Annotated in this window: 23 protein-coding genes; 6 read left to right on the forward strand and 17 right to left on the reverse strand. The window is 40.4% G+C overall.

Annotated elements, in window-relative coordinates; genetic code table 11:
• Positions 1–78: 78 nt before the first annotated feature.
• The 11 genes from M3P07_RS11930 to M3P07_RS11980 all read right to left on the reverse strand — a co-directional run bounded on the left by M3P07_RS11930 (position 79) and on the right by M3P07_RS11980 (position 7,114).
• Positions 79–501 carry a VOC family protein gene (locus M3P07_RS11930; protein ID WP_249970137.1) on the reverse strand — a complete coding sequence of 141 codons (423 nt, stop codon included), beginning with the start codon at positions 499–501 and terminating at the stop codon, positions 79–81.
• A gap of 195 nt (positions 502–696) precedes the next feature.
• On the reverse strand, positions 697–1,041 hold the full coding sequence (locus tag M3P07_RS11935) for a putative quinol monooxygenase (RefSeq protein WP_249970138.1): 345 nt from the start codon (positions 1,039–1,041) through the stop codon (positions 697–699).
• A 242-nt stretch (positions 1,042–1,283) separates the two neighbouring features.
• Positions 1,284–1,871, reverse strand: a complete 588-nt coding sequence (locus M3P07_RS11940) for a class I SAM-dependent methyltransferase (protein ID WP_249970139.1) — start codon at positions 1,869–1,871, stop codon at positions 1,284–1,286.
• 155 nt (positions 1,872–2,026) lie between these two features.
• Positions 2,027–2,719, reverse strand: a complete 693-nt coding sequence (locus M3P07_RS11945; protein WP_249970140.1) for a hypothetical protein — start codon at positions 2,717–2,719, stop codon at positions 2,027–2,029.
• Positions 2,720–2,755: 36 nt separating this feature from the next.
• Entirely contained in the window at positions 2,756–3,430 is a 675-nt protein-coding gene (locus M3P07_RS11950) for a hypothetical protein (RefSeq protein WP_249970141.1), read from the reverse strand.
• A gap of 134 nt (positions 3,431–3,564) precedes the next feature.
• Entirely contained in the window at positions 3,565–4,248 is a 684-nt protein-coding gene (locus M3P07_RS11955) for a DUF2441 domain-containing protein (protein ID WP_249970142.1), read from the reverse strand.
• Between the two features lie 145 nt (positions 4,249–4,393).
• Positions 4,394–4,750, reverse strand: coding sequence for a hypothetical protein (locus tag M3P07_RS11960; RefSeq protein WP_249970143.1), 357 nt, complete (start codon positions 4,748–4,750; stop codon positions 4,394–4,396).
• A complete protein-coding gene (locus M3P07_RS11965) occupies positions 4,719–5,210 on the reverse strand; it encodes a hypothetical protein (protein ID WP_249970144.1) in 492 nt (163 codons plus the stop codon). The genes M3P07_RS11960 and M3P07_RS11965 overlap by 32 nt, the downstream gene beginning before the upstream one ends.
• A 153-nt stretch (positions 5,211–5,363) precedes the next feature.
• Entirely contained in the window at positions 5,364–5,768 is a 405-nt protein-coding gene (locus tag M3P07_RS11970; protein WP_249970145.1) for a hypothetical protein, read from the reverse strand.
• Between the two features lie 157 nt (positions 5,769–5,925).
• The gene (locus tag M3P07_RS11975; protein WP_249970146.1) at positions 5,926–6,519 is read right to left on the reverse strand and encodes a hypothetical protein; all 594 of its coding nucleotides are present in this window, start codon (positions 6,517–6,519) and stop codon (positions 5,926–5,928) included.
• 175 nt (positions 6,520–6,694) lie between these two features.
• Entirely contained in the window at positions 6,695–7,114 is a 420-nt protein-coding gene (locus M3P07_RS11980) for a hypothetical protein (protein ID WP_249970147.1), read from the reverse strand.
• A gap of 275 nt (positions 7,115–7,389) precedes the next feature.
• Here M3P07_RS11980 and M3P07_RS11985 point away from each other — a divergent pair, with 275 nt between their 5' ends.
• Positions 7,390–7,665 (forward strand): hypothetical protein, encoded by a 276-nt coding sequence (locus M3P07_RS11985; RefSeq protein ID WP_249970148.1) that lies wholly within the window; start codon positions 7,390–7,392, stop codon positions 7,663–7,665.
• A 29-nt stretch (positions 7,666–7,694) separates the two neighbouring features.
• On the opposite strand, the gene M3P07_RS11990 is transcribed toward M3P07_RS11985, so the two are convergent.
• The 3 genes from M3P07_RS11990 to M3P07_RS12000 form a co-directional block, all read right to left on the reverse strand.
• On the reverse strand, positions 7,695–8,009 hold the full coding sequence (locus M3P07_RS11990) for a type II toxin-antitoxin system RelE/ParE family toxin (RefSeq protein WP_249970149.1): 315 nt from the start codon (positions 8,007–8,009) through the stop codon (positions 7,695–7,697).
• Positions 7,991–8,233, reverse strand: coding sequence for a hypothetical protein (locus M3P07_RS11995; RefSeq protein ID WP_249970150.1), 243 nt, complete (start codon positions 8,231–8,233; stop codon positions 7,991–7,993). The genes M3P07_RS11990 and M3P07_RS11995 overlap by 19 nt, the downstream gene beginning before the upstream one ends.
• Positions 8,234–8,329: 96 nt before the next feature.
• Complete coding sequence (locus tag M3P07_RS12000) at positions 8,330–9,169, reverse strand: glycoside hydrolase family 16 protein (protein WP_249970151.1); 840 nt, start codon at positions 9,167–9,169, stop codon at positions 8,330–8,332.
• A gap of 26 nt (positions 9,170–9,195) precedes the next feature.
• Here M3P07_RS12000 and M3P07_RS12005 point away from each other — a divergent pair, with 26 nt between their 5' ends.
• Positions 9,196–9,522, forward strand: coding sequence for a hypothetical protein (locus M3P07_RS12005; RefSeq protein WP_249970152.1), 327 nt, complete (start codon positions 9,196–9,198; stop codon positions 9,520–9,522).
• Here M3P07_RS12005 and sigZ read toward each other — a convergent pair.
• The 3 genes from sigZ to M3P07_RS12020 form a co-directional block, all read right to left on the reverse strand.
• On the reverse strand, positions 9,519–10,049 hold the full coding sequence (gene sigZ, locus M3P07_RS12010; protein ID WP_249970153.1) for an RNA polymerase sigma factor SigZ: 531 nt from the start codon (positions 10,047–10,049) through the stop codon (positions 9,519–9,521). The two genes, M3P07_RS12005 and sigZ, sit on opposite strands and share 4 nt — an antisense overlap.
• A 154-nt stretch (positions 10,050–10,203) precedes the next feature.
• Positions 10,204–11,115 carry a universal stress protein gene (locus tag M3P07_RS12015; RefSeq protein ID WP_249970154.1) on the reverse strand — a complete coding sequence of 304 codons (912 nt, stop codon included), beginning with the start codon at positions 11,113–11,115 and terminating at the stop codon, positions 10,204–10,206.
• 82 nt (positions 11,116–11,197) lie between these two features.
• The gene (locus tag M3P07_RS12020; RefSeq protein WP_249970155.1) at positions 11,198–11,887 is read right to left on the reverse strand and encodes a Crp/Fnr family transcriptional regulator; all 690 of its coding nucleotides are present in this window, start codon (positions 11,885–11,887) and stop codon (positions 11,198–11,200) included.
• Between the two features lie 118 nt (positions 11,888–12,005).
• On the opposite strand from M3P07_RS12020, the gene M3P07_RS12025 reads away from it, so the two are divergent.
• Genes M3P07_RS12025 through ccoN form a run of 4 tightly spaced genes read left to right on the forward strand, consistent with a single transcriptional unit; the run spans position 12,006 to position 17,325 of the window.
• Entirely contained in the window at positions 12,006–14,378 is a 2,373-nt protein-coding gene (locus tag M3P07_RS12025; protein WP_249970156.1) for a heavy metal translocating P-type ATPase, read from the forward strand.
• 15 nt (positions 14,379–14,393) lie between these two features.
• On the forward strand, positions 14,394–14,849 hold the full coding sequence (locus M3P07_RS12030; RefSeq protein WP_249970157.1) for a hypothetical protein: 456 nt from the start codon (positions 14,394–14,396) through the stop codon (positions 14,847–14,849).
• Between the two features lie 59 nt (positions 14,850–14,908).
• Positions 14,909–15,118: a cbb3-type cytochrome oxidase assembly protein CcoS gene (ccoS, locus tag M3P07_RS12035; protein ID WP_249970158.1), complete on the forward strand. Its 210-nt coding sequence runs from the start codon at positions 14,909–14,911 to the stop codon at positions 15,116–15,118.
• A 2-nt stretch (positions 15,119–15,120) separates the two neighbouring features.
• Complete coding sequence (gene ccoN, locus M3P07_RS12040; RefSeq protein ID WP_249970159.1) at positions 15,121–17,325, forward strand: cytochrome-c oxidase, cbb3-type subunit I; 2,205 nt, start codon at positions 15,121–15,123, stop codon at positions 17,323–17,325.
• The last annotated feature ends 68 nt before the right edge of the window (positions 17,326–17,393 follow it).

Raw genomic sequence — 17,393 nt, forward strand, 5'->3', positions numbered from 1 at the left:
TTGTGAGTGGTTGAGGGCTGTTTTGGTTGGGAATAGTTATGTGGTTAGCAATTATTTTTAGCCATTGTTATACGTAGTTTAAATCTCCGGATCATAACAAACAAATTCAACAATATTCGATTCTGGATCTTTAATAAATATGGATCTCCATTTCACCCATTCAAAGACCTCGGTTACATACTCTATTTTATTTTTTTTACAAAAATTCAGCATTTCTTCATAGTCCAATTTTTCAATTTCGAGAGCGAAATGATGTAAGGTGGTATGCTCTGGTTTTATAGCTTTTAACTCTTCGCTAAACGCAGTTGGATTATTCTTTGCAAATAATGCCAAAGTTTGGGTATGGCCACCAACACCATCTGCAATTTTGAAAAAAGTACACGTATCGGATTCATACATCAATGCAAATCCTATAGTTTTACTATAGAAATTTTTCATCAACTCCATATCATTGACTCGCAGAACAATTTCTCCTAAGCCTTTAATTTTATTTCCAATCATTTCCACTTTTATATTGCTTACAACGGTCTCGGCTATGATTTCGTTGTGACGGCGACTGCGAAGCAGCAAGCGAGTTGGCACGCGGGCAAGGCAGGATAATTCCGCTTAGAAATCAGCCGTGGATAAATACTTTTATTTTGGTGTGGTACAAAACAACAATGAATTATGGCCATTGTTAGGCACTGGTTTTTTTTTCTATATCCCAATTCCAAATTCATAATATGTGACGTCCCATCCTTCAAGTGCATTTTTTAAATCAGCAGAAGGACTTCCATAGACTTCCAAAGAAATCGTTGAGAGATCAACTAATCCTCCCAACAATTCGCCAACATTAGTCATATGATCTAAAACCGCCCTTGAATCTATATAGCGCTCTTTAACAATACATTCGGCCTTTAGGTCATTATAAAACCAATCATATTGAATTGTCCCTTTATCTTTTTGCTTAACCTGCTCCACACAAGAGTTAGCTACTTGTTTAAACTCTTCCATTTTACCTGGTTTAATTTTTAGTCTTGCACTTACTTGAATGTCAGTCATAATTTTGAATTTACAATTAGTTTAATAAATATCAATTTCGTTTTTCACTTGTGTCTAACGGCTTCGTATAACCGTCAGTTACGGGTTTAAATGCGTTAGCTTTCGGTTTAGCAAAGACGTTAGCAATTCCGAGTGGATTCGGACAGCCTGTCCCGAACTTGTTTCGGGATAGTCGAATCCGCGACAAGAGCAATGCGACTGACGAACCCCTTTAAAAATAAGCTTTAGTGAGCAAATTGCGGTTATACATTGTTGTAGTGCGTTATTTTTTTTCCGATTACCAAAAGAGAATCATCGTTTTCAAACTCTTTATAGCTTTCGATTGAAATAATCTTAAAAAAACCCTTGAATTTTTCGTTTAAGCTTGTTTCGTTGTGATAGTTAACAAATAATCCTTTAAAGATTTCAGAGCCTTTTCCTTTCCAAAAAGAATGACACATTATGCCATCGGGATTTAAAATTTCAGATTGTCTTTTAATTGAATCAATTAGTTCATTGTCCTTTAGATGATGTAGTACTTTGTTCGAATAGATTCCATCGAATTTTTTGTCGGTTCTTAAGGTGATGGCATCCAAGTCAAGAAATTCACCATCGGGATTTTCAAGGGTCAGATGGTTTAAAAATTCAGTTGAATTATCTGAACCTACAACATTGTACGATTTGTTTAATATATTCCAGTCAGTTCCAGGACCAGAGCCAATTTCAAGTAAATCTGAATTGTGAGGTAAAACTTCTTCAAGTCTTTCAATCAACTTACTTCCATTAACATCCTTTGCTAACTTGATATATTCTTTAACAGATTCTTTGGTCTTATAATATTCTCCTTTCATATCGTTTCTAATGCACTACAACGGTCTCGGCTATGAGTAGTTGCGCGATTTAGCACTTAACTTTACAAGTACACACCAAGCTGAAAATCCGCAAGGATTTTCAGAAGTAGGCGAGAACAAGCAATTACTTATAGCCATTGTTGTGCGTTCGTTTTTTATTTTTCTCCAACCCAAATTTTCCCTTTTGGTAAGAAATAAATCGTGTCTTTATTTCCATTTGGACTGTCAATTTCTTTATTCTTAAAATTCCCTTTTTTCAGTTTGTTCAAAAGTCTTCTGTCCGAATAACTGTCTTCTATTCTTTGGTACTGGTCAATTGGCCAAAGCAAATCACTTTCCCAATAAGGTTCTTCGTCAATATTCGGTTGCCATTTAAATTCAGAACTCAATTGATTAGTAAATGACGAGTCATTTGGCTTGAAATCTGCTTTTTCAAATATGTTTTCGTAATAATCAATCTTTTCATCAATTGCACAAACGACTTGAGATTTAGAAATCCTTGGTTCGTACAACCATATTTTTAAATAATACGGTTTGTTTAATTTCTCTAATTCAATTTTCCAACTATCATAGATTTTTTCAAGTCCGTTTAGAATATCCTTTTTGGCTTTTCCTTTCGGTTCAGGAATCAGACTGTCAGTCAAAGTCAGATTGTCCCAGGGGTCAACATAAACTTTGGTGTATTCGTATTTATGTTCATTCAAATGCTCAACATTTAAGTCTAAATATTCATTTATCCAATTCTGAATATTAGCAACCTTTCGTTTTAATCCTCTTATTTTCTTGTATTTCACAGGTTTTCTTAAATGACGCACAACGGTTCGGCTATGATTTCGTTGTGGAATCATCCGAAGGATTATTCCGCTGAAATCCTGCCGTTAGATTTATAGATTAAACATCGATTTAGCTTTTTGCCACAATGAATTATAGCCATTGTTGCCATTAGTTTTTATTCCGTCAATGAAAGAATCCAATTCGTTCTGTTTCAGGTCATTCGCATTGTCATAAACTAAATAAAAAGTCAATACAAAATTCCCAACTTCGTAAGTCAATATTCTTAAACTTGAAGGAATTGGTTCCGTTCCATTTTTGATTTTATATTCAAATCCGTATTCGGTCGAAAGTGCTCCAGCCAAGTCGTTTTTCAGAATTCTTTTGGCATTCATTGGAACTTCGTTTGTCTTTTTTGCTAAATATGGTGTCCACATTAACTCAAACTTGTTTATGCTCCGAATGTTCAGGTTGCTTCCACCTTTCAATGCTCTAATGTCAAATAAGTAGCACGCAATTATTGGTCTTCCATTATTTTTTTTGAGTGTAAAAACAGGTGGGAAAATCCGGTTTTCAAAGTCTTCTCTGTCTTTTTTTGAAAATTCCGAGTTTTCTGGAAAAACATATTCTGTTTTAAAACTTTCAAAAATTCCGCCCTCATCAACTGTAAATTCGTTGGGTATTGGAATCGAAATTCCGATGTCGTTCAATTCAACAGTATTTTCTAAAATTTCAACCTTTGGTTTGAATTTCAGCTCTCGGATTTTTATTTGGTCAGTTAGTTTCATTCAAATTAATGGCAACGGTCTCGGCTATGATTTCGTTGTGGAATCATCCGCAGGATTATTCCGCCGAAATCCAGCCATTTGATTTATACTTTTATTTTGGTGTGGCACAAAACCACAATGAATTATAGCCATTGTTAGGTGTTGGTTTTTTGCCATTCATCTATGCTTTCGAATTTATTGATAACAATCAATTCTCCTTCGTATAAGATTTCAATATTTGAATCGGAATTAATAATTCCTTTCCAATATTGATGAGCATTATTTTCAAGTTCAGAAGGGCTAAGAGATGTTAACTTAACATACAGCTCATCAGCTTTATGAAGCTTAGTTGAGTCAGCTAATTTAATTTCATATATTTCTTTTCTAGAATTCTTTCCTATTTCATCCCACCAAAACTTGACATATTCGTTTTCGCAAATCCAAATTCCTTTTTTTCTAGATGGAATTTTCTCATAGTATTTAAGCCTAATATTTTCAAAAATTTCTTCCCTAATCCATTTTAAATATTGAAAGTTACACTTCAATAATTCCGACGCCAAATGTTGAAATCCACTATATTTCTCCTCTAACATTAATTCAGTCATTTCAGTATCTAGCTCAGATGAGTCAAATTTGTTAAAGTCATTTTCGTCAATAAAATCTGATGCATAATCGAGAAATCGTTGATTATTTCTTCTGTCACTTGTTATTCTATCGAGTCCTCGAAGAATTGATTTTTGGAAATGATTACTTTCATTTGAAGGTGTGCGAATAGATTCTCCAATACTCCATTTATTGGAATATCCATTTAGTAGTTTTATGTGATAATAACTCTTCAAAACTTACACCTAACGGTCTCGGCTATGATTAGTTGCGTGGATTAGCACTTAACTTTGCAAGTACACACCAAACTGAAAATCCGCGAGGATTTTCAGAAGTAGGCGAGAACAAGCAATTACTTATAGCCATTGTTGTAGCCAGTTTTTATTCATTTTCAATACCAAATTCCGCCCAGTTTAGCACATTAAATTCAGTTCTCCGAAAGTTAGATATGTCCGATTTATTAAACATCAATTCCACATTATTTTCGGTTCGCTCATAAGTTGCAGTCCAAGGTGAGCAAATTCGGTCAGTCAATTCTATTGACTCCTCAGCAGTGTTTTTCCCACTTGTTATTTGGCCAATAAAATCAATTCGATATGAGTTTTCAAATTTTTCATATTTTGAAATTTCATATCCATTTTTACAATTCAAAGTTTCACGAATCATTTCCGCAAACTTTTTTGCTTTTTCAAGAGATTTTTGATTTTCAGTTATTAATGTCAGTCGGAATTTTTTCATTCAGTTGTGTAATCATTAACATTATATTCCAAAGTGAAAATAAATCACTTCCCTTTTTTGTAATAAAAATAGTTTCATTTCCATTGAATTCAGTAATCAATAATTCACGTTCATTCCGTTTTTTAATTTTCTTCAGTTTTGTTTCTCCTGCTTCTGCTTGCTCAAAATATTCTTTCCGATTTTTAGAATCAACATCTTTTATGGAATTCAATTCGACAGAGTTATAATTAGTTCCGTCAAAACCAATAATTTTTTTTGTTCCAATTGCTGTCCAGTACTTTTTTGAATCGGTAAATAGTAAAATTATTTTCCCACAATCATTCTCATTGAAATGAGTCAAATATTCCGCTTTTTTACCAGTCGTTAAATTCTCAAATAAATGAACATTTTTATTCGGTAAATCGTGTTTTGAAGCTCTCCATCTAATTCTATTTTCAATAAACTCTTCTGTTTTCTGCATTTGGGTTAAATTGGCTACAACGGCTTCGGCTATGAGTAGTTGCGTGGTTTAGCACTAAACTTTGCAAGTACACACCAAACTGAAAATCCGCGAGGATTTTCAGAAGTAGTCGAGAACAAGCAATTACTTATAGCCATTGTTGTGTGTCCATTTTTATTCTTTTTTTGGTTTAAGTTTTAATTCAAATTCACTCGCAATTATTTCAATTACATCGTCATAAGTATGAAAGATATAATGTTCGTGTGAGTCCTTTAATTTAAAGTTCTGCGAACTTTTAGAAAAATCATTTATTCTATCAGAGTCAATAACTTTTTCAAAGCTGGAAGCATATTCCGTATCCGAGAAAAAGTCCAATTCGGTCATTTTAAATTCCAATATTCCCTTAAATGTCAATTCGTAAGAAATCCATTTTTCATTTTCAACATTCTCACATAATGAACCATTAAAATCTCCTGTCAGTTTTACAGAATGAGTTCCGTCAAATTCAATTCCGTCAAGATAAATTGCATCTCTTCCCCAAATTTTCCCTAATTCAGCAATTATTATTGGTTCGTTCATATTTTTCTCAAATGGCACACAACGGTCTCGGCTATGATTTCGTTGTGGAATCATCCGCAGGATTATTCCGCCGAAATCCAACCGTTTGATTTATACTTTTACTTTGGTGTGGCACAAAACTACAATGAATTATAGCCATTGTTACCCACAGTATTTTTTATCCACCGCTTTTCACTCGAATTTGTGTTATTACTTCGTTCAATTCAGTGAACAGATTTGAAAATTCCGATTTTCCAGATTCAAGTTCACTTGTATTTTTAGCTATGCTATAAATTCCATTTCCAGTTAAAAAATTGAAGTTTGTAATTCCGCTTTTTGGCAATTCAGGTTTTTCAATTTTGTTTGCTTTAACCAAATATTGTTGTCCGTTTTCCACAAATCTTTTTACAATTTTCCGAACGTCTTCGTGTTGTCCTGCGCCAATAAATCCTACTCCAGTGCTTAAATATAAACTTGTGTCTCCAGGAATAAAAGTTACAACTGTGGCAATCGCTCCGCCCATATCCATTTCCGCTATAATTCCGTAAAGGTCATTTTCTTTAGTCCCATTTAATTCCAATTGTTCGGGGGTAACTGAAAATGCCATTTTCCGCATATCAGGATAAGGATTTTGTTCCGTTTGTTTTTCAGTCTTTTGTTGATAGTCAGCAATATCTTTTTTGGCTTTATTTCCATATTTAATTGCATAAAATAATCCTATTCCGATTACTAAAATGAAGAGTAAAGTTTGTGTCATATTCGGTTTTCTCATATTGTGGGTAACGGTTAGTATATGGCAAGTAGGGCAGTAGATACATGTAATGTTTGCTTGCGGCTACAAAGCCAAACCGTTGGTTTGGCTCGAATTTGAACACCATCTTCCGGTAGCCCACTATTAGCCCGCCCTATTTGCTATATACCATGTTGTATGCCGTTTAATTTATGTATTATCGGTACTTGACTTCACCATAAACAGTCGGTCCGCGTGGGTCAACTTGAACTTGCACTTTTCCCCATGCAAACTTACGTTTTACGGTATTCAGTAATTCATTCATTAGTCCCTCTGTCAAGTTCTCCCAAAAATCAACATATGGTGTTAGATATTCTCTAGAATCAATGTCTTTAGGGGGGTGATAATTAGCTTTTAAATATTCTGATTCAATAGTTAGGCTTATGCTCTTAAGCTTTTTGTTTTTGTAGTATCCAGTTGCCTTGAATGGTATATTAGAAATTACTCCATTCAGAGATGTGTTTGAATATGAATTTTTTCCGACCGTTTGACTATCAGTAGATTCAGAATCAATCTGTGTTTTAAAACACTGTCCGTTCAGATAAAACTTACCGCTATATATATCTATTTCAGTCATTTTATTCTAATGGCATACAACTCGTTTATATCCCCAATGTACCCAATTTTATACGCATAACCTTCCCTTTTGAAAGGATATAACCTACTTTTTATCTAAAAGCGCATATTTGGCCGATCCTAAATTTTGTGCCATTATGGGTGGATATCCACAACTGCCATTCCCATAAGCAGTATGCTCAACCACCATTTTTTTTATACCGTATATTTAGCACGTCAACGCATTCTGAGTATAAGCAACGCCAGGTTTGGTCACGTAACCAAAACACATTATTTATGGCAAATCAGAATGAACAAAACCGCTGCCCGCATTGCAATGTGGCACTTGCGCCCAAAGGCGCACACAAAATTTCCCAACCCTCCCCAGCACAACAAGCACTCCTGGAGTATGTAAGCCCTTTAGATGGCCCAGACAGGGTAAAGGCCCTAAAATTGGTGCACGATATTGTGGTATACCACTCCGAGGAAATCTTGGACGGGGAAGAAAAACGCGCCCTCTACCAAGTAAAGGTGCTTTGGGATTTAATTGAGGATACCTTTCAAAATGGTTAAAAAAAAGGGAGGCTATGCCTCCCTTTAACTTATGTTGATTTTCGCAATATTTCCCAAAGTTTCCTAGGGTCTTGCCGATTGTCCCAAAAGGCGGTAATGATAATCCGCTCCTTGGTGACTTTGTAGTACATATTAAAATGCCCCAATGGAGCTACGCGTACCCCTTTAAAATGGGTGGGTTTAAAAATGAATGGGTTTGTGGAAATCAGCTGGGTCCTTTTGGAGACCAACTGTACAAGCTTCTGTGGGTATAGGGTGGATTTGTTTTTATTTGTCCAATATTCTAGAATGCCTACAAACTGAATATCTGCTGTCTTGGTCCAGGCTACAAGCCTTGGAGCCATTCAAGATTACGTTTGTCCATAGCTTCTTGGGAAATAAGCCTTCCATTTTCGATATCGTCCTCACTCAACTCCAACATTGCCTTTTGTTCTTGGGTAAGTTTAACGGCGTCCAAGGATTGGGAGCCAGCCGAAAGTAGATGATCCAACGCTTCCAAATAATCCTTGTCATTAATGGTCTTGATCTTGTGGATCAATCCATTTCTTAAGTTGTCCATAGTTGCCATCTGCATTGATTTTACATCTTAAATATCCTAAATAAAATTGAGATTGGACTTTTGTAAGGGAACATAGGCTCAATTAAAACCTAAAACCTGTCGAGGTTACTGGTAAACCCGAATATAGTCCACCACCATGGGGCTTTCTGTAAAGTTGGGGTCAATATCCGGTTCTATGGCAATATTGAACAGTATATAATAGTCCATATCAAAGGGCCAGGTATCTGCATTCTTCACGGCTGGGTTATAGGTATAATGTACTTTGCCGTCCACGCTAAATGTCATTTTTTCAGGAGTCCATTCCAAAACATACACATGAAACTGGTCGGATGCAGTCTTTATGTGTTGCCCACCCAAATTTTTCACGGTATGCCCATAACTTGACCCATTGTGTACCGCACTTTGTACAAAATCTTGGTTCTTGCCCCAGTGCTCCATAATGTCGATTTCGCCACAATGCGGCCAACTTGTGGTCCCAAAACCTTGTTGTTCCCAATACGCACCCGCCTCGCTGATGTTCTTGTTCAGCATCCAAATGGCGGGCCAGGTGCCCACGCCTTTGGGGACTTTGGCCCTTACTTCCACCTTTCCGTAGGTAAAGGCAAACTTCGAATTTAATCGGGCAGCGGTGTACTGTTTGGTCTCGCCCTGATCTTCGAAAGTCTCTTTTTTGGCCATCATGTATAGGTTTCCATCTTTTTGATAGGCATTGGCTTCCCGGTCCGTGTAGTGTTGAACGAGTCCGCCCCACCAACTACCGCCCGGTGGCAATTGGGTCTGCTGGAACCATTTGTTGGTGTCTATGGGCCCCTCCCCATCGAATTCATCGGACCAGACCAGGGTGTCAAATTCGGAATGGCTCGATTTCCATCCTTCCCACAAAAAATAAGTAATGGCAAGTACGGAAATGATCAAGAGGGTATATCTAAGAAAGGAATTGGACATGGTCTACAGGAATTAGTTACCTATAAATGTCCAAAAACTGGTTTATTCTACAAAACCTTTTTGATTGGAGTTGGGGTGGTTCAGGTTATTCAACATCATCATTCGCCATTTTTATGGCGGTTGAATTTGGTCCAATAAAAAAAGGGAGAAGCAAAGCTTCCCCCTTTTTGTTTCGAATTGTGGATGCCTTAGCAGCACCCACCGTCGCTCTGGCAATTGGCACTAGCGGTTTTACAGCTACAATGTCCACCACAACAGTTGTCTTGATTTTTCATGTCTTATCTATATTAAATGTTATTGAACTTATGTTCACCCTTATAGACGGGGACCTGCAAAAAAGATGCAAAAATTAGCAACTGCAATCCTTTTTTTCTACATCGATAATGTTCCCGTACTTGTCCGCCTCTATGCTGCAACATTGGTTAAACAGCTGGTTCAGATGTTTGCGGGCGCGTTGCATCCGCGATTTGGTAGTGGAATAGGTGAGGCCGTTGCTCTGGGCGTAATCCGTCTGGGATTGGTTCCCGTAGGTGGTTTTCCACAGAATGTCCTTGTACTTTTCCGGAAGCTGCTGTATAAATGGTTTTAGGCATTCGGTAAAATCCAGGGTCGCCTCATCGATTTCTTCGGGGAGCGCGGTGTCAAAATTCAATTCTTGGGTGCTGAGTTTTCGTTTGCGGTAATGGTCTATAATCGAATTTCGGGTAATCTGGTAGATCCAGCTTTCAATTTTGCTGCTGTCCTTGAGTTTGTCCACCCCTTTATGGATTTTAATAAATACCTCCTGCAAGATGTCCTCTGCGGTTTCCTTGCTGTTCACCCGGGCCTTAATAAATCCCAGGAGTTGTTGGTTAAAGGTGTTCCATATGGTTGCTGTCATCGGGTTTTTATATAGGTGGACGGCAGTTTTATAAAAAGACGCAAAATAAATTGCAATGCCCGCTATCCTTGGGGCATCCCATCTAAATTAGGTCAAATTGGAACCGAATGCAAGGTAGGCCCCTGCATCAAAAAGAAAATCGGGAAAAATAAGGTTATCGGCTGACGGTCTCTTCTTCTTCTTCTTCTTCCATCTTGTTATCGGCTACCCCTTCCATGCCCAGTTCGGGAATCACCAACAGCGGAATTTGCGTGTGGAAAGCCGTACGTTTTACAATGGGTTCCCGGGTCATTTGCTCCAAATAACTGTGCTGGTAATTCAGCATGGCCAGTAAATGGATGTTCAATTCTTGGGAGAACAATTCCAAGGTCTGGGAAACCGAGTTGAGTTCGGAAACCGTGTGCACATAATGCTCGTGGCCACTTAGGTAGCGCCGAAGCATGTTCAGGTTAAATTGCTGGAGTTCCGAAAGGGCCTTTATTCCGTACTGCACATGCACGATCCGGATGGTGGCCTGGAACATCTGGGCCAGTTCCAACAACGGATTTAGTTCAGAGGCCGTGTAAAAACGGTTAAAATCGGTGGCAAAGGCAATTTCCGTGGGTGTCACAAACTGAAAATGCTGGGGAATGGCCAAAATGGGGCATTTTTTGGTGTTTTTGATGATGCGCACGGTATTGCTGCCCATAAAAACTTCTTCAATGCCCGATGCTCCCTTGGTACCCGTAACGATTAAATGTATGCCGAAGCTATCCACCAAATCCTTAACTTCCTCGGTCAACAGATTGAAGGAGGAAATGGTCTCAAAACTGTGTTTGGGATTCCGGTATTTGCTCTGGATTTTATCCACGGTCTTCTGCAGTCCTTCTTCGGAAGCATTCCGTACCGCATCCACAATGCGTACCCCATCGATCATCTTGGCCATAAAGCGGCCACTGGGGATAACGGGGGTATAGGTGTTGAGCAAGTAGAACGTGCAGCTCTTGTTTCTGAACAATTGCATGGCATAATCAATGGCGTTCCATGCGTTGTCTGAAAAATCCGTAGGTATTAAAATCTTCTGCATTCGGCTAAAAATAAAGTCAAGGTAAAATTACCGTAACGCAAAAAGGGATACTATGACAATTGTCAGTTTTTGGATTTGCGGTCTAGAAGCCCTCAACCAATTCTACTAGTTTCCGCTCATTCTTGATGCCAATACGTTTGCCCGAAGTGTGGATCAACCCCTTTTTCTTGAATTCGGAAATGATTCGGATGGCAGATTCGGTGGCGGTACCCACCACATTGGAAATATCTTCCCGCGAGAGCGTTAGGGCCAAAAAGCCTTCGTCGTCCTCGCCAAAATTGTTTTTCAGATAAAGAATAGCCTCGGCAATACGTTGCTTCACCGTTTTTTGAGACATATTCACGATCACGTCATCGGCCTCTTTAAGATCATGGGCCATATGGCGCAGCACCTCCAAGGTAAAATCAGGATTTTTGTGAAGGGTATGGGTAATGCTCTCCTTTGGAATAAAGCAAACTTCCATGTCGTTGACAGCAACGGCCGAAAGATTGGTAGACTCCTCAGCGATCACAGAGCGTTGACCAATGACCTCCCCTTTGGTGGCCAGTTTTACAATTTGGTCCTTGCCATTGGCGCTGAGTTTGGAAAGTTTGGAAACCCCATCGCGAACGCAATAAACCCCATTGAGTTTATCACCTTCCTCAAAAATGGGTTCCCCCTTTTTGATTTTTTTGGTGGTTTTGGTATCAGAAACCTGCTTCAGCTCCTCTTTGCTCATGGCCCTCAGGGAGTTGAACTGTCTGATAATGCAATTTTCACACCTGCTGTCCATAGTCTTTTGGTTTATCTGATATACAAAATTAATCCAATAGGATTAATCTTAAACTGATAAATATCATATTTTTAAAGGAAGATGTGCTTCAATTTTGCCTCAGGTTAAGCAAATGTAAATGGCAAACATGACATGTTATCACTGTGGTGATGACTGTGGCAGGGACAAGGTGCGGTTTGATGAAAGGGATTTTTGCTGTCATGGCTGTAAAACAGTGTACGAGATTTTTACTTCAAACGGCCTCTCCAACTTTTATGAGATAGAGGCCAAGGCGGGTAATACCCCAAAAGAAGTACGGAGCAAATATGATTTTCTGGACAATCAGGAAATCGTAGGCAAGCTTTTGGAGTTTAATGAGGAAGGGGTGCAGGTGATCAACCTGAGCATTCCGTCCATTCATTGTAGTTCCTGTATTTGGGTGCTGGAAAACTTGAACAAGTTGCACCCTGCGGTCAGTAATTCCCAAGTGGATTTTCCAAAGAAGACCCTTCGGGTCACCTATACTTCAACCGATTTTTCCCTAAAGGGTTTGGTTCTGATGCTGAGCAGCATTGGTTACGAGCCCTACATTTCGTTGGATGAATACGAAAAAAAGGAAAAGAAAAAAGACCGCTCCCTGATCTATAAACTCGGGGTTGCCGGGTTTGCCTTTGGCAACGTGATGCTGCTGTCCTTTCCAGAATATTTTGAAGTGGAGGAATTCTGGTTGGAACAGTACAAGCCGGTCTTTCGATGGCTGATGTTCGCCTTTTCGCTCCCCGTGGTGTTTTATGCATCACAAGATTATTTTGTTTCGGCCTATAAGGGATTGCGCTCCAAACTTTTGAATATTGATGTGCCCATTGCCCTGGGAATCCTCACCTTGTTTTTACGAAGTACCGCGGACATTGTTTTTGATTTGGGCTCTGGCTTTTTTGATAGCCTAACGGGCCTTGTGTTCTTTCTTCTCCTTGGGAAGTTTTTCCAACAACGCACCTATGCTTTCCTTTCTTTTGAAAGGGATTACAAATCCTATTTTCCTATTGCCGTTACACGTTTGAAACAGGATAAGACCGAAGAAAACATTCAGATTTACAAGGTCAAGGTAGGGGATAGGCTGCTCATTCGCAGCAATGAGATCATCCCAGTGGACAGTATCCTGATCAAGGGCTCGGCCGAAATCGATTACAGTTTTGTTACGGGGGAATCGCAGGCCGTAATCAAAGAATCCGGGGAAAAACTCTTTGCGGGGGGCAAGCAACTTTCAGGACTTTTGGAAGTGGAAGTGCTAAAGTCCGTTTCCCAGAGTTACCTTACCCAGCTTTGGGGCAACTCCGTTTTTTCCAAGGACAAGGCAAGCGCTTTCCAAACCTTAACCGATAGTATTGGAAAACGGTTTACCGCCGCTGTACTGACCATTGCCACAGTAGCCACTATTTTTTGGTTGTTCTATGAATCGAGCATGGCCCTTAATGTGTTTACGGCTGTATTGATCATTGCATGCCCTTGTGCCATCGCCTTGGCCGCACCCTTTACCCTGGGGAATATGCTCCGCATTTTTGGCAGGCACAAATTGTATTTAAAGAACACCAACGTTATTGAACGATTGGCCAAAATAGACACGGCCATCTTCGACAAGACCGGAACCTTGACCACCACGGCCAAGGATACTATCCTCTACGAAGGGGTGGAACTGAGTCCGGAAGAAAATACCTTGCTTAAAACCACCTTGCGGGCTTCCAACCATCCATTGAGCAGGTCCTTGTACGATATTTTAAAGTCCAATGAGATCATGACCCTGGATGAATTCCAGGAGCATACCGGGAAAGGTATCGAGGGCCGGATCAACGAGCGTTCCATCAAAATTGGTTCTCCGGGTTATGTGGGAAAGGATTTGGCGACCACTTCGGCCGATACGGCGGTTTATATAAGTTCCGATGACGATTTTAAAGGGCGATTTGTGTTCAAGAACAGCTATCGGGAGGGTGTTTCCAAGGTGTTCGGGGCTTTGGGCCAATCCATGCAAATTGGAATTCTTTCTGGGGATAATGATGGGGAACGCAAGCAACTTCAAAAAATATTACCAGCTAAAACGCGGATGTTGTTCAATCAAAAACCAGAGGATAAACTGGAACACATACAGCATTTACAGCGGGAACATCAAGTGCTGATGGTGGGCGATGGACTAAATGATGCTGGTGCCTTGGCACAAAGCGATGTGGGTATTGCGGTCTCGGAAGACATCAACGTGTTTTCCCCCGCCTGCGACGGTATTTTGGACGCTTCACAATTTACCCGCTTGTCCACTTTCTTGCAGCTCTCGAAAAAATCAATACAGATCATCAAAATGAGCTTTGCACTATCGCTCTGCTACAATTTGGTGGGATTGTATTTTGCGGTCACAGGACAATTACAACCGGTTATAGCGGCCATTTTAATGCCTTTGAGTTCTATAAGCATTGTATTGTTCACCACCGTAATGACCAATGTCCTCGGACGAAAACTCAACTAACTAAAAACTAACAACGTGCTCAAAAAATTAATTTATGAAACAAGGGAAAGAATAAGGCCCAACCTGCTCGCGATCAGCATTGGATTTGTTTATCTATGGTTTGGGAGCTTAAAGTTCTTTCCAGATGCAAGCCCGGCGGAAAGCCTGGCCAAGAACACCATCCATCAACTCACCCTGGGAGTTTTACCCGATTCGTGGGCCATTATATTATTGGCCATCCTAGAGGTTGGTATTGGTCTGCTTTTGTTACTGGGGTTATGGCGAAAGTTCACGGTGGGGGTTGCCCTTGCCCACATGGCCCTGACCTTTGCCCCGTTGATTTTGTTTCCATTGGAATCATTTCAACAACCGCCCTTGATCCCTACCTTATTGGGACAATATATTGGAAAGAACCTGATCATTGTGGCGGCCCTTTTAAGCTTGCCACATGGCTATGGATTGTTGAAAAATAGATTACGAAATAAAAACTGATATATGTCATTTTTTAGCGAGAACCCTAACAGTAGTTTTACACCCAAATTCAGGTAGGTATGAGTGTCATTTATGTGTTATTGGCCATAAGCATTGCAGTTGCACTGGTCTTTTTCGCAGCATTCGTGTTGTCCGTCAAGAATGGGCAATACGACGATGCCTATACTCCTTCCGTCCGCATGCTTTTCGAAGATGAACTATTGGATCAAGAATCCCAATCAGACATAGAACAAAAAGAAATCACACAAACTAAAAGAACAAACCAATAAATATGGAATTACAACAATTTCGTTACGACAACAAGATCGTACAAAAGTTTTTATACGCCACCATGCTTTGGGGTGTTGTTGGAATGTTGGTGGGGCTCCTACTGGCATTTATGTTTTTGTTCCCGAACATTACGGATGGTATTTCATGGTTGAGCTTTGGGCGTATTCGCCCCTTGCACACCAATGCCGTGATTTTTGCCTTCGTGGGGAACGCCATTTTTGCCGGAGTATACTACTCTACACAACGGCTCCTCAAAACGCGGATGTACAGTGATGCACTGAGCAACATTAACTTCTGGGGATGGCAGTTGATCATTGTGGCGGCGGCCATAACCCTTCCATTGGGGTATACCACTTCCAAGGAATATGCAGAGCTGGAATGGCCCATAGATTTGGCCATTGCCGTAATCTGGGTGGTTTTTGGTTGGAACTTGATCGCTACCATATTTAAGCGTAGACAGCGCCATTTGTATGTAGCCATCTGGTTTTATCTAGCCACTTTTGTGACGGTTGCGGTACTCCACATCTTCAATAGTTTGGAATTACCGGTGTCCGCTTTAAAAAGTTACTCGGTATATGCTGGGGTTCAGGATGCATTGGTGCAATGGTGGTACGGGCACAATGCGGTAGCCTTCTTTTTGACCACGCCCTTCTTGGGACTGATGTACTACTTTGTGCCCAAAGCAGCCAATAGACCCATTTATTCATATCGATTATCCATCGTCCACTTTTGGTCCCTGATCTTTATCTATATCTGGGCCGGACCACACCACTTGTTATATTCTTCCTTGCCAGATTGGGCACAGAACCTTGGGGTTGTGTTCTCCATTATGTTGATTGCGCCTTCTTGGGGAGGTATGATCAACGGATTGTTGACCCTTAGGGGTGTTTGGGACAAAGTTAGGACCGATGCCACCTTGAAATTTATGGTAGTAGCCATTACCGGTTACGGTATGGCCACTTTTGAAGGACCGATGTTGTCCCTGAAAAACGTAAATGCCATCGCCCACTTTAGCGACTGGATCATTGCCCACGTTCACGTAGGGGCCTTGGCTTGGAACGGTTTCCTAACCTTTGGGATGATCTACTGGTTGGTACCCAAAATGTTCAAGACCACCTTGCATTCCAAAGGCTTGGCCAACTTGCACTTCTGGATTGGTACTTTAGGGATCATCCTTTATGCTTTGCCTATGTACGTGGCCGGGTTTACACAAGCCTTGATGTGGAAGGAGTTCAACCCAGATGGTAGTTTGGTGTACGGTAACTTTTTGGAAACTGTTACCCAGATTATCCCCATGTACTGGATGCGGGCCATCGGAGGAACCATGTTTATCGCGGGGATGTTGATTATGATCTACAATGTGGTGGTCACCATTAGAAAAGGAAGCAGTGTAGAGGACGAATTGGCAGAAGCTCCGGCCTTGGCCAGGGTTTCCAAAAAACGTGTAGCTGGTGAAACCTTCCATAACTGGTTGGAAAGAAGACCTGTACAGTTGACCATTTTGGCGACCATTGCCATCTTGATCGGGGGAATCATCCAGATTGTGCCGACCATCTTGGTAAAATCCAATATCCCGACCATTACCAGTGTAAAACCTTATACCCCATTGGAATTGGAAGGTCGTGATCTGTATATCCGGGAAGGTTGTGTGGGATGTCACTCCCAAATGATCAGACCCTTTAGAAGCGAAGTGGAACGCTATGGTGAATATGCCAAAGCCGGGGAGTTTGTCTACGATCACCCCTTCTTATGGGGTAGTAAGCGTACCGGACCTGATCTACTCAGGATTGGCGGAAAATATTCGGACAACTGGCACTTGAACCATATGTACGACCCACAGAGCACATCAGCAGGATCAATAATGCCGGCCTACCAATGGTTGGTTCGGGACGAACACGATAGAAGCGGAATTGAAAGCAAAATGGAGGCCATGGTAAAATTAGGGGTTCCCTATACCGAGGAGGACATTGCGAATGCCCAGCAATCCATGGCGGAACAGGCAGAAGCCATTGAGAAGAACCTCTACACCGATCCTGAATTTGCCAAGACCTATGAGGCCGACAAGAAATATGCACAGGAAAATGGGCTTGAATTTGTGGAGATGCGCGACAGGGAGATTGTTTCCCTAATTGCCTACTTGCAGCGCTTGGGTACCGATATTAAGGTACAGGAGACAGAGGAATTACTATCAGAGAACAAAGAATAAAAGAATCAGGATGAGGGAGTCAAGAAATAAGAATCAAGAAACAAGAACTCTGGTCTTGAATCTTGGCT

The sequence above is a fragment of the Flagellimonas myxillae genome, from assembly GCF_023502235.1.
Lineage (GTDB): Bacteria > Bacteroidota > Bacteroidia > Flavobacteriales > Flavobacteriaceae > Flagellimonas > Flagellimonas myxillae.

What these genes read in the sequence shown, in the direction of transcription:
- M3P07_RS11930 (WP_249970137.1), bottom strand. Translation starts at nt 501, where the DNA reads ATGATTGGAAATAAAATTAAAGGCTTAGGAGAAATTGTTCTGCGAGTC.
- M3P07_RS11960 (WP_249970143.1), bottom strand. Translation starts at nt 4,750, where the DNA reads ATGAAAAAATTCCGACTGACATTAATAACTGAAAATCAAAAATCTCTT.
- M3P07_RS11945 (WP_249970140.1), bottom strand. Translation starts at nt 2,719, where the DNA reads ATGATTCCACAACGAAATCATAGCCGAACCGTTGTGCGTCATTTAAGA.
- M3P07_RS11970 (WP_249970145.1), bottom strand. Translation starts at nt 5,768, where the DNA reads ATGAACGAACCAATAATAATTGCTGAATTAGGGAAAATTTGGGGAAGA.
- M3P07_RS12005 (WP_249970152.1), top strand. Translation starts at nt 9,196, where the DNA reads ATGTCCAAAAACTGGTTTATTCTACAAAACCTTTTTGATTGGAGTTGG.
- M3P07_RS11965 (WP_249970144.1), bottom strand. Translation starts at nt 5,210, where the DNA reads ATGCAGAAAACAGAAGAGTTTATTGAAAATAGAATTAGATGGAGAGCT.
- M3P07_RS12000 (WP_249970151.1), bottom strand. Translation starts at nt 9,169, where the DNA reads ATGTCCAATTCCTTTCTTAGATATACCCTCTTGATCATTTCCGTACTT.
- M3P07_RS11950 (WP_249970141.1), bottom strand. Translation starts at nt 3,430, where the DNA reads ATGAAACTAACTGACCAAATAAAAATCCGAGAGCTGAAATTCAAACCA.
- M3P07_RS11940 (WP_249970139.1), bottom strand. Translation starts at nt 1,871, where the DNA reads ATGAAAGGAGAATATTATAAGACCAAAGAATCTGTTAAAGAATATATC.
- sigZ (WP_249970153.1), bottom strand. Translation starts at nt 10,049, where the DNA reads ATGACAGCAACCATATGGAACACCTTTAACCAACAACTCCTGGGATTT.
- M3P07_RS11935 (WP_249970138.1), bottom strand. Translation starts at nt 1,041, where the DNA reads ATGACTGACATTCAAGTAAGTGCAAGACTAAAAATTAAACCAGGTAAA.
- M3P07_RS12020 (WP_249970155.1), bottom strand. Translation starts at nt 11,887, where the DNA reads ATGGACAGCAGGTGTGAAAATTGCATTATCAGACAGTTCAACTCCCTG.
- M3P07_RS11980 (WP_249970147.1), bottom strand. Translation starts at nt 7,114, where the DNA reads ATGACTGAAATAGATATATATAGCGGTAAGTTTTATCTGAACGGACAG.
- ccoN (WP_249970159.1), top strand. Translation starts at nt 15,121, where the DNA reads ATGGAATTACAACAATTTCGTTACGACAACAAGATCGTACAAAAGTTT.
- M3P07_RS11985 (WP_249970148.1), top strand. Translation starts at nt 7,390, where the DNA reads ATGGCAAATCAGAATGAACAAAACCGCTGCCCGCATTGCAATGTGGCA.
- ccoS (WP_249970158.1), top strand. Translation starts at nt 14,909, where the DNA reads ATGAGTGTCATTTATGTGTTATTGGCCATAAGCATTGCAGTTGCACTG.
- M3P07_RS12015 (WP_249970154.1), bottom strand. Translation starts at nt 11,115, where the DNA reads ATGCAGAAGATTTTAATACCTACGGATTTTTCAGACAACGCATGGAAC.
- M3P07_RS11990 (WP_249970149.1), bottom strand. Translation starts at nt 8,009, where the DNA reads ATGGCTCCAAGGCTTGTAGCCTGGACCAAGACAGCAGATATTCAGTTT.
- M3P07_RS11975 (WP_249970146.1), bottom strand. Translation starts at nt 6,519, where the DNA reads ATGAGAAAACCGAATATGACACAAACTTTACTCTTCATTTTAGTAATC.
- M3P07_RS12025 (WP_249970156.1), top strand. Translation starts at nt 12,006, where the DNA reads ATGGCAAACATGACATGTTATCACTGTGGTGATGACTGTGGCAGGGAC.
- M3P07_RS11995 (WP_249970150.1), bottom strand. Translation starts at nt 8,233, where the DNA reads ATGGCAACTATGGACAACTTAAGAAATGGATTGATCCACAAGATCAAG.